Below are 15,528 nucleotides of genomic sequence, written 5' to 3' on the forward strand. Positions count from 1 at the left end.
TGTTTATGTTAGTGACTTTAAATGAACTTTTACAAGATGCGAAAAAAGAAAACTATGCCATTCCCGCAACCAATGTGGATAATGAACATAACGTAAGAGCGGCTATACAGGCTGCAGAAAATAAGCACTCTCCTTTGATTTTGAATGTGACACCGGTTGCCAATCCGGATCTTGTCTTGTTCGGAAGTATTTGCAGGCGATTGATTGAAAAGGCCAATGTACCGATTGTTCTCAATCTGGATCATGGAAAAACATTTGAACAATGTATGTTGGGGATCCGCGCAGGATTTACCAATGTCATGATTGACCGCTCGTGGCTTCCATATGAGGAAAATGTAAAAGAAGTAAAAGAAATGGTGAAGATGTGCCATACCCTTGGTATCACTGTAGAAGCAGAGCTTGGACATGTGGGAATTGGTGAAAACTACCAACACGATGGCAATACAGCATTTACTCGTGTCGATGAGGCCATCGAGTTTATAAAAGAAACAAAAGTAGACGCTTTGGCTGTTGCGATTGGAACAGCACACGGTGTATACCAGGGAACACCTCATATTCATTTTGATTTACTTCATGATTTATCTAATGCGCTTCCAATTCCTTTAGTGTTACATGGAGGAAGTGGAACGGGAGATGAAAACTTGAAGCGATGTGCTCGTGAGGGAATCAATAAGATCAATTTGTCAAATGATTTAAAAAGGGCGGCAATCAATAACTTGATCGCAAAAGATCTTTCGGGTAACGAAGTCTATAATCTCTATCCGTTATTAGCAGAAGGCTTCCAAAAGAAGATCGAATATTTCATTGATTTGTTTGGATGTGCGAATCGAGTATGATCAAATACATTTTTGTTGATTTGGATGGTACATTTTTGGATTCAAACAAACAAGTTTCCAAAGATTGTGTTCAATTTATTAAAGATTTGAAAAAACAGTATGATGTTCATTTTGGGATTGCATCTGGACGTGCACTAACTTCTTTGCTTCCTTTGGTACAGAAACAAGAGCTCGATGAAATCATAGATGTCATTGTTGCAAACAATGGAGCTGAAATTTTGGACTGGGAATCAAAAAAAATCATAAATCTTCCCTTTGTCCAAAAAGAAGAGATTCAAATAATCTTAAACACGTTTCAAAACTGGAAGGGTCTTACGATTTGTTTCCATAATAAAAATAAGTTATTTGCTTCAAGAACAACAGAACGAATTCTTGGCATACAACGATTTAATAATGAAGAATACTTGTCAAATCCTTTGAAAAACAACTCCTACCTGTCAACTCCTAGAGTAATGTTGATTTTAGATAAACCCGTTGATGAAGAGTATGTTAAGAAAATTCGTACCGTTAGTTTTGAGGGACTAACGAGTTGTCGTTCAGAAAATGATGTATATGAATTTATGAATAAAGAAACATCGAAGGCCAATGGTATTAAACAATATGTGACACAAAGAGATTCTTCTTTAGACGAAGTTATGGTGTTTGGCGATAGTGACAATGACATTGAAATGCTGAAAGAATGTAAGCTGGGTATCGCAATGAAAAATGCCCGGCCAATGATTCAGAATGTGAGTGATGATATCACATATAAAACCAATGATGAAGAAGGAGTAATGGATTACTTGCTCCATCATATAGACTTATTTGAAAGAGTAATAGAGGGATAAAATGGAAAATACAATTCGTGAAGCTTTTGAGAAAAAAGATATGGTTCTTTCAACTCGAATCAACAGTACTTGGCCTGTGATTACAGAAATCGTAGGGTCCTCTGGAATCTACGACTATATCGAATTTTTGGCTGAATACGCACCTTTTGATCATTATGATCTGGAAGTGCTTGCGATGGCTTGTGAATTACACAATATTGGATCTTTGATTAAGGTAGACTATGCTAATCGAATTTATGTAGCTCAAAAAGCTTTGGCTTCCGGATTCCAGGGTGTTTTATTTACCGACCATACAAAGGCGGATGAAGTAAAGGAAACAATCCGAGGAATTCGAGCTGCCACTCCTGAACTGGGTGGAAAGTTAGGCTATGTGAGCCGCAGATGGATTCGCAATGCGACATTTTCTTCGCAACAAGAATATGCCAAAGAAGTTTCTAAAACCGTGATTGGCTTTATGATCGAAAAAAAAGAGGCGGTAGAAAACATTGAAGAAATCTGCAAGGTACCAGGTGTCGATTTTGTACAGTTTGGGCCAGCTGACTATTCAATGAACTGTGGCTACGCCAAGAATTCGAAAGAAGTAAAAGAAGCAGAGAAGCATGTTATTAAAACAGCTTTAAAAAATGGGGTACAGCCTCGTGTGGAAATTACACAAGCCCAACAAGCGCAACCTTATTTAGAGATGGGGGTTACTCACTTTTCCTTAGGTACCGAAGTAAAAATCTTAAAAGAATATTGGAATAATGAAGGTTCTAAACTTTTGGATATTCTAAGGGGAAAGTGAAATGAAAAATTTTGTTTATGACATACCCACAAAAGTTTATTTTGGAAAGGATCAAATTCAGTCTTTATCTGAGTTGGTTAAAAATTTAGGAAAAAAACTGTTGATTGTCTATGGCGGTGGAAGCATCAAGAAAAACGGAATTTATGATTCTGTACTTGAACAGTTAAAAAAAACGGGTGGGGAATGGTTTGAACTTTCGGGTATAGAACCAAATCCACGTATCACAACCGTAAAAAAAGGCATCCAGCTTTGTAAAGAAAAAAAGATTGATGGAGTGCTTGCTGTTGGAGGAGGTTCGGTTATCGATTGTTCTAAGGTGATTTGTGCAGGGGCCTATTACAACGGTGATCCTTGGAATCTGGTGATGAATCCTTCTTTAATTGAAAATGCTTTGCCTCTAATTGCGATTCCAACCATGGCTGCTACGGGCAGTGAAATGGATCATATTGCCGTAATCACCAACGAAGATACAGATGAAAAGATAGGAACCCGACATCCTCTTCTTAGACCTATAGCTAGTATTTTAGATCCAACATATACATTTTCGGTATCTCCTTATCAAAGTGCAGCTGGAGTAGCCGATATCATGAGTCATATCATGGAGTCTTATTTTTCTAAGGAACCTGGATTGATTCTGGAGAATGTTGCGATTGGGCTATTGAAAACGTGTATGGATTCTGGACTTAAGGTGTTAGAAGACCCAGAGGATTACGAAGCACGTGCCAACTTAATGTGGGTGAGTTGTTGGGCTATCAATGACTTTCTTAAATTAGGAAGACCGGTAGCATGGAGTGTTCATCCAATCGAACACCAACTCAGTGCTGTTTACGATATTACACATGGTGTTGGATTGGCTATATTGACCCCACACTGGATGGAATACGTTCTTAATGAGAATACGGTAGATATTTTTGAAGGTTTCTTTAGAAAACTATGGGACTGGCAAGATAAAGAATTGGATTCATATGAACTAGTCCATAAAGGAATCGAAGAATTGAACAAATTTTATGCCAAATTGAATTTACCAATGACATTACACGAGTTGGATATTGATTCTTCTCAATTTAGTGCCATGGCAAAAAAAGCGGAAAAACAAGTTCAACAAGGATTTGTTCCTTTGAGTGAAAGTGACATAGTGAAAATTTATGAAGCAAGCTTATGATTTAAAAATCGTTATATTGGATGGGTATACAGAAAATCCTGGTGACCTTTCATGGGCGGGCCTGAATGGCTTTGGTCAGGTGGAATACTATGATCGCACCAGTGAAGATGAAATCTTATCCCGAATTCAAAAGGCCGATATTGTACTCACGAATAAAACGCCGCTGCGTAAGGAAAACTTGAGTCAGTGTCCTTCTTTAAAATACATCGGGGTGTTGGCAACTGGATATGATGTGGTGGACATCAGGTATTGTAAAGAGCACAACATCGTAGTAACCAATGTACCTGGCTATGGGACAAAAGCAGTTGCACAGTTTGCTATTGCGCTGTTATTGGAAGTTTGTAATCGAGTAGGATATCATGCTAAAGCGGTTCAAGAAGGAAAATGGAATGCACAACCTGACTGGTGTTTTTGGGATTATCCTTTGATTGAACTGGCGGATAAGACGATGGGAATCATTGGCTTAGGAAGAATTGGACAAAGTACAGCAAAAATTGCATCGGCATTAGGTATGAAGGTCCAATATTTTGATGAATATGTTAATACGGATATTTATAAAAAAACTTCATTAGAAGAGTTGTTGAAGACCAGTGATGTGATTTGTTTGCACTGCCCTTTGACAAAAGATAATTACCATATCATATCCAAAGAAAGTCTTCAGCTGATGAAGAAAAATGCCATTTTAATCAATAATTCCAGAGGAAAACTGGTAGATGAACAGGCATTGGCAAAAGCGCTGGAAAATAATGAGGTCTTTGCGGCAGCATTGGATGTGACAAATGATGAACCAATCGATAAAGATTCTCCATTATTAAAACTGGATAACTGTATCATTACACCCCATATTTCATGGGCGGCCAGAGAGTCTAGACAAAGAATAATGGATACGACAATTGAAAATTTAAAAGCTTTTTTAGAAGGTAAAACATTAAATCGAGTAGAAGAATAGGAGATAAATATTATGTCAAAACCAGAAGTAGAAGTAAGAATGAAAAAAACAGCAATCATGGCTGTTGTACGTGTAGAAACAGTAGAAAGAGGATTGGAAATCGCAAAAGGATGCATTGACGGTGGTGTAGATGTGATGGAAATCAGTTATACCAACGCTAATGCTGGTGATGTGATTCGTGCTATTAAGGAAACTTATGGTGACAAAGTATGTGTTGGTGCCGGAACGGTATTGGATGCAACTACCGCAAGATTAGCTATCATGAATAAAGCCGAATTCTTTGTTGCTCCTAACTTTGATCCGGCTGTTCAGGAAATGGCCAACTTGTATCAGATTCCTTATGGGCCTGGATGTACAACATATTCCGAATGCCTGAACGCATTAAAAGCTGGTGCCGCTTTCATCAAAATGTTCCCGATTTCAAATTACTATGGACCAGATTTGGCCAAAGTGTTCAAAGTGCCATGTCCTCAGATCCCTGTATTGGCAAGTGGTGGTATTAACTTAGACAATGTAAAGACTTGGGTGAAGAATGGAGCCGAAGTTTTAGGCGTTGGAGGTTTGTTGTCAAAGGGAGATTCTGCTCAGATCGCTGAAAACGCTAGAAAACTATGTGCTTTAGTGGAAGAAGCCAGAAAAGAGATGGGTAAATAATGAAAAAGATCTTAGTAACGCCTAGAGGCTATGCCAAATATGGCCAGGAAGCTAGAAAACGCCTGGAAGCTCTTGGATTTGAAATGGATATCAATGAGACAGGGAAACCATTACCTCGCGAAGTCTTTATTCAAAAGGCAAAAGAATCCACCGGCATCATCGTTGGTGTGGATGAACTGGATAAGGATCTGCTTGCCCAGTGCAAGGACTTGAAGGCCATTGTAAAGTTTGGGGTCGGAACTGACAATATTGATGTTGATTACTGCAAGGAACATGGAATACAGGTAGGAAGATGTTTGGGGACTAATTCCAATGCGGTTGCGGAATATACCATTGGTATGATGTTCAATTGTGCTCGTTTTATAGTCAGTGATGCGATGTGCGTGAAAAATGGTGGTTGGGATAAGCCAACTGGCATGGAATTGACCGGGAAAAAATTAGGAATTATCGGTTTTGGGAACATTGGTAAGCAAGTTGCCAGAATGGGGTATGGAATAGGTATGCAGATCTATGCTTATGATGCTTTTGATATTCCAGGAGAAGCTCTAAAACCATATAAGGCAAAGAAATCGAATCCAGAAGAAATCTACAAAGAGTGTGATTTTATTACGGTTCATGTACCTTTGACACCAGAAACCGAAAATATGATTTCGGATGAAGAATTTGACAAGATGAAAGATACGGCCATTTTGATCAATGCGGCCCGTGGAGGCATCGTAGATGAAAAGGCACTTTTGAAAGCTTTGAAAGAAAAGAAGATCTTTGCGTGTGCCAGTGATGTGTTTACCAGTGAACCTCCGGCAAAGGAAGATTGGGTGCAAGAATTATTAGGAATGGATAATTTCATTTTAACGGCGCATATTGGTTCTCGTTCAAGAGAGTCTGAGATCAATACGGTAAACCGCGCTACGGATGTAATGATTGATTTTTTAAAGTAATTGGAAGGAAGTGTATATATGAAGGCAGTTATTTTAGGCGCAGGACGAATTGGTAGAGGCTTTGTGACGCAACTATTGACATTGAATAATGTGGACATTACTTATTTTGATGCCAGCGATGCGATGGTTGAACAAATGAATCAAATAGGACATTATACGATCCATGTGTTAGGACATTCGGATCTTGATTTAGAAGTGGATCATGTGAAGGCATATCCAACTTCAGACATTGATCAGTTGGCTGCTTGTTGGAAAGAAAGTGATTTTATCTTTACGGCTTGTGGTGGAAAAAATATGCCTTCAGTAGGAAAAACCATTGGTCAGGCATTTAAAAAATTAGTTACGATCGGTGGTGTACACCTTTCTAATATTATAACTTGTGAAAACTGGATCGATCCGGCCAAAGACCTGGAAGAAGCCATCTTAAGCTGTTTGGATGAAAAAGAAGCAAAGTTATTTAAAGAAAACGTGGGTGTAGGAGAATCGGTAATCCTTTGTACGGGAACAGGGGCACCAGATCCTTCTAAAGTGATAAATCCAATTGATACGTGGGTTCAAAACTTTAAATACTTGCCAATTGATAAAGATGCTATAAAAACAGAGATTCCAAATTGGGAATATATTGAGTTTGTAGACAACTTTGGGCATTTATTGACACAGAAATTGTACACAAATAACACAAGCTGTGGTTCGGTAGCGTATCTGGGGCATTTAAAAGGTTTGACTTATATGGCCGAAGCTGCCAATGATGTGGAAATCGAACCAATCATGGATGAAATTTATAATGAAATCAACCAAGCTTTGATTCAAGGAATGGGTATCGATGCAGAGAGTCAATACGCTTTTTCTAAACGTGCCAAGGCTAAGTATACCGATAGAGATATTGTCGATAAATTGACGCGTATTGCTCGGGATCCTCTAAGAAAACTTCGTCCCGAAGATCGTTTGATTGGCCCAAGTAAAATTGCGTTGTCCATTGGTGTAAAACCAACTGCGATTGCATTGGCAACGGCAGCGGCTTTATTCTATGATGAACCTGATGATGAATCCGCTATGAAGCTTCAGCAAATGCGAAAAGAACATGGTGTGGAATACATCTTACAAAATGTTTGTCAGTTAAAACCGGAAGAAGAATTGTATCAAATGATTTTAAGCAGCATTGATGAACTAAGAGCGAAAGGATGGCTAAAAGAATAATGAAAAAGGCAGTTGTGATTGGAGCTGGTCAAACAGGGCGTGGATATTTAGTTCGTTTTCTGTTTGAAAAAAATTATGATATTACTTTGATCGATAAAAATGAGCGGTTGATAGATTATCTCCAAGAAGATAAAGCATTCTGTATTCATTTTTATTCAAAAGATAGAACACCTTTATATGTGCATGGGCTGAAAGCGTATTTAAGTTATTCTACGGAAGCCAAACAAGCAATTCATGATGCAGATATTATTTTTACTTCTGTTGGTGAACAAAATTTAGGCGATGTAGCCAAACAGATTCAGGAAGGCATTGCCGGGCGTGAAGATAAGGTAGTTATGTTGACGGCGGAAAATGGAATCAATCCAGGGAAAGTGCTGACCAATCATTTAAAAGATTTAGGAGTAAAAGAAAATTTTACCGTATCTATGACGGCCGTCTTCTGCTCAACGGTTGCCTTAGATAAGACAAGATTGGATATCTTGTCTATGAATGAATACTACTTCCCGTTTGATGCGGACGCCCTTGATGAAATTGATTTTGAAGGAGCGGTTCCTATTCATGACTTTGAAAAGTTCTTAAAAAGAAAGATTTATACGTATAACTGCTTGGCAGGTTTGATCTCTTATTGCGGATATATCAAAGACTATGAAGTCTATGGCGATGCTGCTAATGATCCCGACATTGCCGAAATGATGGATATTCTTTTAGAAGATTTAAATCCGGCTTTACAGGATTATTTCCAGATTACAAAAGAAGATCAGGAAGAGTTTGCCCAACGCGCTATGCGTAAGATGAAAAACAAAGATATTCTAGATTTCAATGTAAAAAATGGACGTGCCGCAAAACGTAAATTAGGACCAACAGAGAGAATCATGTCACCTATGAAAATTTTAAAAGAGCATGACAAAGATACACGAATCATGGAATTCGTGGCGGCAGCTGCTTTGGTGTATTGGGAAGAACTCCAAGGAAATGGCAGTGAACCTGTATTAACAAAATCACCAATCGAAACATTCTGTGATATAAATGGTCTTTCTGTAGACGATGCCATGGTGAAACGGGTGGAAAAATATTATGAGTTGATCAAGGCCAATCGCCATAACATCTGCATGAAAGAGCTTGTCTATTCTGTGGAGTAGTGAGATGAGTAAACATAGAGAAATTAAAATCAGCGGTTCCTTGTCTTGTATCGATTTATTGCATATAAAAGACCAGATGGATTTGATTAATCAAACCCATCTGTCTTTTCTACATTATGATGTGGTGGATGGGAAGTTCAACGATTGTTTTGTGTTCGGAGATTTAATTTTAGAAAAGCTTCGACCTTTGACTACAAAGCCTATCGTGGTGCATTTGGCAGTGGAAGATATCAAGCCTTATATCAAACCGATGATCAAAGCAGGTGCTGATTATCTTGCGGTGCATTATGAAACACCTTGCGATCATAAAGAAGTATTTGAAGAGATTCGCTCTTTAGGAGCTAAACCCATCTTGGCTTTTCGATGTGAAACACCCGTTCCAGAAGATTTCTTAGAATTGGTTGGCCAGGTTGAAAGTATTTTGAAATTGACGGTCAATCCGGGGTATGCCGGACAGCCTATACAAAAACAAGCTTTAAAACATATTCAAATTATGCGCGAATACTTGGATAAGGCGAATATAAATATGGATATTGAAGCTGATGGCAATATCAATGTGCATACAATCCCTGAAGTAGTTCAGGCGGGGGCAACGATCCTGACAGGGGGAACTTCTGGTTTATTTAATGATAAGGCAAGCATACAAGAAAATTATGATTTGATGATGGAGGCGGCAAAGATATGAAGCCAATATTATGCCCTAGTATGATGTGTTGTAACTTTTCCAATTTAAAAGAGGAGATGGCTCTATTGGAAGAAGCGAAGATCGATATGTATCACTGCGATATCATGGATGGAACCTTTGTTCCTAATATGGCTTTGGGAATTTCAGATATCCAGGCGATACGCTCTTTGACAAACAAAAAGATCGACGCACATTTGATGATTGATTCACCAGCAAATAAAGTGGATTGGTTTATAGATGCCGGTGCCGATATCATTTATCTGCATCCAGAATCTGAGATGTATGTCATCAAAACTATTCAGCACATTCATGAACGAAAAAAAGAAGCGGGCGTTGCAATCAATCCCGATATTAGCCTTGTTTCTTTGGAGGAGTTGTATCCTTTCTGTGATTATATTTTAGTGATGACAGTGAATCCGGGCTTTGCGGGACAAAGTTTTATAGAAAGTATGGATCGAAAAATTGAAAGACTGGTTCATCTGAAACAAAAATATGGTTTTCAAATTATTATGGATGGTGCTTGTTCTCCTGAAAGAATTAAAGCTTACTCTTGTTGCGGTGTAGATGGGTTTGTATTAGGAACTAGCGCGTTGTTTAAAGAAGATAAAAAATATAAAGAACGATTGGATGAATTGAGGGGTGTTTGTGGCAGATAAGAGATTGGAGATTTTAAAACAATTCGATACACCAAGTATTACCAACGTGGTCGCAACGTATCCGGAAAAAGACTATTGTTTGGGTCTTTATGATCCCTGGCAAGAATCTTGGTACACCAATCAGAAAGCTAAAGTGATGTATCCAGAATTAGGACCGGTGACAGGGTATGCCATAACTTGTACATATGGTTTGCCCGACCAACATTATCAACGACTTTCATTTCCAGATGTGCTGAGAACTATTTCCGCATTAAATGAGCCTGTTGTGTTAGTTGTGAAACAGAATTTGCCAAAACGAATTAAAAATAAAAATGGTTTACTTGGTGGGAATATGATGACAGCGCTTAAATCAGTGGGTGTCGTTGGGGTAATCTCAGATGGGCCAAGTCGGGATATTGATGAAGTAAGACCATTAGGAATGCAATATATGCTTAGTGGCGTATGTCCAGGACATGGTAAATGGTCCATCAAGTCGATCAATACACCCGTGAAAGTGTTTGATATGGCAGTTTCTCCAGGAGAAATCATTCATATGGATGAAAATGGGGCGGTTAAATTTCCAGCTAGCGTTTTAGATGATGTGATCAAAAATGCCCAAAATCTTCGTATTATTGAAGAAAAACGGCAAGCACAAATGCGCCGAACACAAGATGTGAATAAGATTATTGACATTATGGCAGGACTTTATGATGACTAATGAACAGGTTTTAAAAATCGATGAAAATGACAATGTCGTGGTTGCTATACGGGATATTAATAAAGGGGAAACGATTGTTGTGTCTTCTTTAAAAATACAGGTACAGGATGAGATTCCCATATATCATAAAATGGCAATTGAGGATATTTCTTTAGGAAGTCCTATTCTAAAATATGGGGAATGTATAGGCTTTGCGTATAAAGATATAAAGCAAGGGCAACATGTTCATACACATAATTTAAGGAGCAAGAATTGAGTTATGAAGATCAATGGATACAAGAGGGAATGTGATGGGATCTATGGGATTCGAAACCATGTACTGATTTTACCAACTAGTATTTGCGCCTCGGATGTGGCGCGAATCGTATCGGAAAAGGTGGATGGGACCATCACCTTCCATAATCATCTGGGTTGTTCACAGACAAAAATTGATACAGCTTATACAATATCTACCATGGCAGGAATGGCTGCCAATCCCAATGTGTATGGTGTTGTTGCGATTTCCTTAGGATGTGAGAACTGTCAAATGGATCGAGTGGTTACCGAGATCAAAAGTCGAACCAAAAAACCATTAGAGACATTTATTATCCAGGAAGTCCCAGGAGTTGAAAAAACCATTGAGTTAGCTACTAAGGCGGCTATAAAAATGGTGGAAGAAGCCAAGGCAATGTCTAAAACAGAGTTCGAAATCTCCAATTTAATTTTAGGAACAGAATGTGGCGGTTCGGATCCTACCAGTGGTCTTGTGTCCAACGTTTTGGTGGGCCATGTTTCCGATCGAATGGTTTCTTTAGGTGGAACTTCGATTTTATCGGAAACTACAGAATTTATTGGAGCACAGCACATTTTAAAAAAAAGGGCTCGAAATACTTCGGTAGCCACTCACATTGATGAAATTATTGAGCGATATGAAGAAAGTCAGTACAGTGTGGGAGATGATATTCGTATGCGAAATCCTTCTCCAGGCAACCAAAGAGGTGGGATTACCACTTTGGAGGAGAAATCTTTAGGATGTATCAAAAAATCAGGCTCTAGCATGATTCAGGATGTTTTTGATTATGCCCAGCCCATCAGTTGCAAAGGCCTTGTAATCATGGATACACCGGGGAATGATTCTATCAGTATGATGGGAATGGTGGCAGGGGGTTGTTCCTTGATTTTGTTTACGACCGGACAAGGCACACCATTAGGCAATCCACTTGTACCAGTGATCAAAATCACCGGTAATCAGCAAACGGCAGAAAAAATGAAAGAATCAATTGACTTCGACTGTAGTGAAGGATTAAATTCAAACAATATGGATGAGCTGGAGAATGCTTTGTTCTCGCTGATTCTCGATGTGTGTAATGGAAAAAAGACCAAGTCGGAAATCTATGGAATATGTGAATGTTCAATCGTTCGGGTTTCAAAATATGTAAAAGACGGAGTTGTTCGAAAGACTTATTTTTGAGAGGGGTATCTAGTATGAATCCAACTGGATTAATTTTGTTATTCTTTGTGATTCTTGTGTTTATGACGCCTTTTATAAGAAAGAGCTTAAAAAACAGGAAACAATATTGGTTTGCGCATTTATTAAACACAAAATCATACGAGGAGATGGAAAAGGGACTAAATGCATTTTCTTCCAAAGCTTTGTTTCCACGATATGAACTTGAATGTTATAGACTACAGATGTATTTAGTTCAAAATAATTCAAAAAAAGTTGATGAACAGTATCAAGTCACAATTGAATCGGCTGTAACTAAGAAACAAAAAATAGAGATTTATACTAATGCGTTTGAACATTATGTTATGTTGGCGGATAAGTCAAAAAGTCTTGAATTGAAAAACAAGTTAAAGGAGTTCAATGATGAGTCTTTAAATGCACGATGTCAAATGTTGTATGATATTTTTGTGAATAAGAAGTCAAAATACATTGATCAACTGGAGAAGAATTTTGATAAACTCCAAGACTCTGAGAAAATGCTATCTGCTTATTTGTTGTCGGTACAATATACGAATAAAGGGGATACAAAAAAGGCGGATTACTATAGTAATCTTTCTAAAGATTTTTTTGAATAGCGGTTTTCTCTTAGGAGAGAATCGCTTTTTTTGAAGGAGAATTTATGAATGTATTGATAGCGATTGATTCCTTTAAAGGAGCGGTTTCTTCTTTAGAAGCTGGTCTTTCTTTAAAATCGGGATTATCTATTAATCCTGATTTAAAGTTACAAGTTTGTGCGGTTTCTGATGGTGGAGAAGGAAGCTTGGAAGTTTTGTCCCAAAATGGCATAGGGACTTATCAGAAAATGATGTGTAAAGATTCCTTTGGTAGAGATACTATGGTAAATGTTTTGTTCTTTGAAGAAGAGGATAAGAAATGTTGCGCCATTGAAACGGCTTCGATGATAGGAATTCAGGGACAAAATCCGACTCCTAATACAGTGATGACCACTTCTAGTTATGGCTTAGGGCAATTGATTTGTCATTTGATGGAAAACCAAATCAGTAAAATCATTGTATTTGTCGGAGGTACGATAACTACCGATGCCGGTCTGGGGGCATTACAGGCATTGGGCCTTTCTTTATATGATGAGAAACATGAACTTTTAGCGAATCATGCAAATCCTCTTATGGACTTTGATCATTTTGATAAAGAGAAGCTGCAACAAATCCAAAATCATTTAAAAAAAATCGAACTTGTTGTCGGAGTGGACGTCAATGCTCCTTTGTATGGAACTTATGGTTGTTCTCAAATGTATGCTCGGCAAAAAGGGGCTGATGAAAAACAAATCCAACAAATGGAAGGCCATTTAAGAAAGTTGGATGAACAATGTGATTTAGATTTGATGGAACCTGGCTGCGGGGCCGGAGGAGGCTTGGCAGCTGGATTAAAAATAATTGGCGGAGATATTGTGCCAGGTTTTGATATCGTGAAACATTTCATTGATTTAACAAGTAAAGTACAATGGTCAGATCTGATCATTACTGGAGAAGGGACAATCAATGATCAAACTCTGCAAGGGAAATTGCCTTTATGTATGGCAGAAATGGCTAAAAAAGAGAAAAAATCAATCATAGCCTTGTGTGGGCAGAAAAATTATACAGACAAGTCGTTAAACGATTGGTTTGATGGTATTTTCTCGATCCAACCGAGTATTTGTTCATTACAAGAAGCTATTCAAAACACAAAAGTAAATCTAGAAGAAATCGGATTCCAATTTGGGAAACTGTTTAAGAGGAATCATCATGAGAATCGAAGCTAAGGAAATGCACTCTATATTTTTTAAAATTTTAGTAAACCATGGTGTACCCAAAGAATACGCTGGCGATTGGGCGCAGATTTTTGTGGATAATAGTTTGGTTGGTGTTTATAGCCATGGGATCAACCGTTTTAAAAAAATTATAGAATATTTAGATAAGGGTCTTATCAATATCCATGAACAATGTACTTGCGAAGTAAAAATAGGAAATATCGAACGTTGGAATGGGCATTATGGAATTGGTCCGCTCAATGCGAAAAGAGCAGTTTTAAGAGCTTGCGAGCTTGCCAAAGAACAAGGTATCGGTATCGTTGCAGTAGGTAATAATAATCACTGGCTTCGTGGTGGATATTATGGTTCTCTGGCTGCTGATCAAGGTTGTATATGTATCTGTTGGTCTAATACTAAGCCCAATATGCAAGCTTGGGGAAGCGTGGATACCAATATTGGAAACAATCCCGTCGTGCTCGCTGTACCAGATATCTCTAAAGAACATATAATTTTAGATTGTGCTGTTTCTCAGTTTTCCTATGGAAAAATCGAAGAATGTATGTTGAAGAATATTGAGCTTCCAGTTCCTGGTGGCTTCGATGAAAAAGGAAAGCTTACGAGGGATCCCTCTATTATTTATCAAACCAAAAGAGTTTTACCTATGGGATATTGGAAAGGAAGCGGATTATCCATTTTATTAGACTTGATTGGCACGATATTAAGTAATGGGAATTCTGTTATGAAGATTGGAAGCTTTGAAAGAGAGATTGGACTTACACAGATTTTTATTGTGGTTGATCCTTTAAAATTTATTAGCATAGAGAAAATGAATCGAATAGTTCATGATCTTAAAAAATCATTAAAAGATTCTCATCCTATCCAAGAAGGAGAAGAAGTCTATTATCCTGGTGAATTAGAAACCAAGGCAAGAAAAGAAAATCTGAAAAAAGGCCTGCCTGTCATAGAGGCTAAATGGAAAGAAATCTTGAATCTACTTTAAATGATAAAAAATGTATGGATTTTAACGAACTCCAACACAATATTTTTTTAAGCAAATTATAACGATATCTCGATGCTTAAACAAGTCGAGACCAACTATGAAGAAGAAAAAAGAAGAGTGCTGAAGTGAAAAAGAAGAGCCAACAACGAGGTGTAATCCAATAAGGAGGATGAAGTTGTCTGGCTTATTGAAAACGAAAGGAAAAAAGAATGACAGAACTTCAAAAACATGCAATTAATATTCGAAAGAATATATTAAAAATGGTGTACATCGCTCAATCTGGGCATCCGGGCGGCTCTTTATCCGGGGCCGATCTGCTGACGGATCTGTATTTCAGAGAAATGGATATCAACAAAGATAATGTGGATACGATCGAAAGGGATCGTTTTGTACTGAGCAAGGGACATGCCTCCCCGCTGCTGTATGCCGTACTGTGTGAAAAGGGATTTCTGCCGGAAGAAGAGCTGCAGGGATTCAGACAGGTGGATTCCAAACTGCAGGGCCATCCCAACATGAACTATGTGTCCGGAGTGGATATGTCTACCGGTTCTCTGGGACAGGGGATCTCGGCGGCGGTAGGTATGGCCATCGCCAATAAACATATCGACAAGAATGAACACCGAATCTATTGCCTGCTGGGTGATGGAGAAAGCGAGGAAGGACAGGTATGGGAAGCCTGTATGGCAGCCTCCCATTACAAGCTGGACAACCTCTGTGTGATGTTAGATTATAACCATCTGCAGATCGATGGCAACATCGACGATGTAATCG

The 15,528-nt window shown here is 38.3% G+C and carries 18 protein-coding genes; all 18 read left to right on the forward strand.

The genetic code is table 11. The annotated features are described in order from the left end of the window. The first annotated feature begins 5 nt into the window (after positions 1–5). Positions 6–836, forward strand: a complete 831-nt coding sequence (locus G413_RS0107120) for a class II fructose-bisphosphate aldolase (protein ID WP_022790224.1) — start codon at positions 6–8, stop codon at positions 834–836. Then, on the forward strand, positions 833–1,663 hold the full coding sequence (locus G413_RS0107125; protein WP_022790225.1) for a Cof-type HAD-IIB family hydrolase: 831 nt from the start codon (positions 833–835) through the stop codon (positions 1,661–1,663). Before G413_RS0107120 ends, G413_RS0107125 begins: the two co-directional genes overlap by 4 nt. A 1-nt stretch (position 1,664) precedes the next feature. Next, positions 1,665–2,447, forward strand: a complete 783-nt coding sequence (locus tag G413_RS0107130; protein WP_022790226.1) for an HpcH/HpaI aldolase family protein — start codon at positions 1,665–1,667, stop codon at positions 2,445–2,447. A gap of 1 nt (position 2,448) precedes the next feature. Beyond that, positions 2,449–3,609, forward strand: a complete 1,161-nt coding sequence (locus tag G413_RS0107135; protein WP_022790227.1) for an iron-containing alcohol dehydrogenase — start codon at positions 2,449–2,451, stop codon at positions 3,607–3,609. Then, positions 3,593–4,558, forward strand: a complete 966-nt coding sequence (locus G413_RS0107140) for a D-2-hydroxyacid dehydrogenase (RefSeq protein WP_022790228.1) — start codon at positions 3,593–3,595, stop codon at positions 4,556–4,558. Before G413_RS0107135 ends, G413_RS0107140 begins: the two co-directional genes overlap by 17 nt. A 12-nt stretch (positions 4,559–4,570) precedes the next feature. Continuing rightward, entirely contained in the window at positions 4,571–5,212 is a 642-nt protein-coding gene (locus G413_RS0107145) for a beta/alpha barrel domain-containing protein (RefSeq protein WP_022790229.1), read from the forward strand. After that, positions 5,212–6,150 carry a phosphoglycerate dehydrogenase gene (locus tag G413_RS0107150; RefSeq protein ID WP_022790230.1) on the forward strand — a complete coding sequence of 313 codons (939 nt, stop codon included), beginning with the start codon at positions 5,212–5,214 and terminating at the stop codon, positions 6,148–6,150. Before G413_RS0107145 ends, G413_RS0107150 begins: the two co-directional genes overlap by 1 nt. A gap of 18 nt (positions 6,151–6,168) precedes the next feature. Beyond that, positions 6,169–7,347 (forward strand): mannitol dehydrogenase family protein, encoded by a 1,179-nt coding sequence (locus G413_RS0107155; RefSeq protein WP_022790231.1) that lies wholly within the window; start codon positions 6,169–6,171, stop codon positions 7,345–7,347. Next, positions 7,347–8,486, forward strand: a complete 1,140-nt coding sequence (locus G413_RS0107160; RefSeq protein WP_022790232.1) for a mannitol dehydrogenase family protein — start codon at positions 7,347–7,349, stop codon at positions 8,484–8,486. Before G413_RS0107155 ends, G413_RS0107160 begins: the two co-directional genes overlap by 1 nt. A 4-nt stretch (positions 8,487–8,490) precedes the next feature. Then, the gene (locus G413_RS0107165; RefSeq protein ID WP_022790233.1) at positions 8,491–9,171 is read left to right on the forward strand and encodes a ribulose-phosphate 3-epimerase; all 681 of its coding nucleotides are present in this window, start codon (positions 8,491–8,493) and stop codon (positions 9,169–9,171) included. Next, entirely contained in the window at positions 9,168–9,827 is a 660-nt protein-coding gene (locus tag G413_RS0107170) for a ribulose-phosphate 3-epimerase (RefSeq protein WP_022790234.1), read from the forward strand. Before G413_RS0107165 ends, G413_RS0107170 begins: the two co-directional genes overlap by 4 nt. After that, entirely contained in the window at positions 9,817–10,524 is a 708-nt protein-coding gene (locus G413_RS0107175; RefSeq protein WP_022790235.1) for an RraA family protein, read from the forward strand. The genes G413_RS0107170 and G413_RS0107175 overlap by 11 nt, the downstream gene beginning before the upstream one ends. Further along, on the forward strand, positions 10,514–10,780 hold the full coding sequence (locus tag G413_RS0107180; RefSeq protein ID WP_022790236.1) for a UxaA family hydrolase: 267 nt from the start codon (positions 10,514–10,516) through the stop codon (positions 10,778–10,780). The genes G413_RS0107175 and G413_RS0107180 overlap by 11 nt, the downstream gene beginning before the upstream one ends. 3 nt (positions 10,781–10,783) lie before the next feature. Next, positions 10,784–11,974 (forward strand): UxaA family hydrolase, encoded by a 1,191-nt coding sequence (locus tag G413_RS0107185; RefSeq protein ID WP_022790237.1) that lies wholly within the window; start codon positions 10,784–10,786, stop codon positions 11,972–11,974. Between the two features lie 14 nt (positions 11,975–11,988). Then, positions 11,989–12,585 carry a hypothetical protein gene (locus G413_RS0107190; RefSeq protein ID WP_022790238.1) on the forward strand — a complete coding sequence of 199 codons (597 nt, stop codon included), beginning with the start codon at positions 11,989–11,991 and terminating at the stop codon, positions 12,583–12,585. Between the two features lie 44 nt (positions 12,586–12,629). Further along, positions 12,630–13,769, forward strand: a complete 1,140-nt coding sequence (locus tag G413_RS11210) for a glycerate kinase family protein (RefSeq protein WP_022790239.1) — start codon at positions 12,630–12,632, stop codon at positions 13,767–13,769. After that, on the forward strand, positions 13,753–14,757 hold the full coding sequence (yiaK, locus tag G413_RS0107200; RefSeq protein ID WP_022790240.1) for a 3-dehydro-L-gulonate 2-dehydrogenase: 1,005 nt from the start codon (positions 13,753–13,755) through the stop codon (positions 14,755–14,757). The genes G413_RS11210 and yiaK overlap by 17 nt, the downstream gene beginning before the upstream one ends. A gap of 209 nt (positions 14,758–14,966) precedes the next feature. Continuing rightward, a partial coding sequence (locus tag G413_RS0107205; protein ID WP_022790241.1) for a transketolase occupies positions 14,967–15,528 on the forward strand: 562 nt, incomplete at its 3' end.

The organism is Faecalicoccus pleomorphus DSM 20574 (assembly GCF_000420345.1).
GTDB classification, from domain to species: domain Bacteria; phylum Bacillota_I; class Bacilli_A; order Erysipelotrichales; family Erysipelotrichaceae; genus Faecalicoccus; species Faecalicoccus pleomorphus.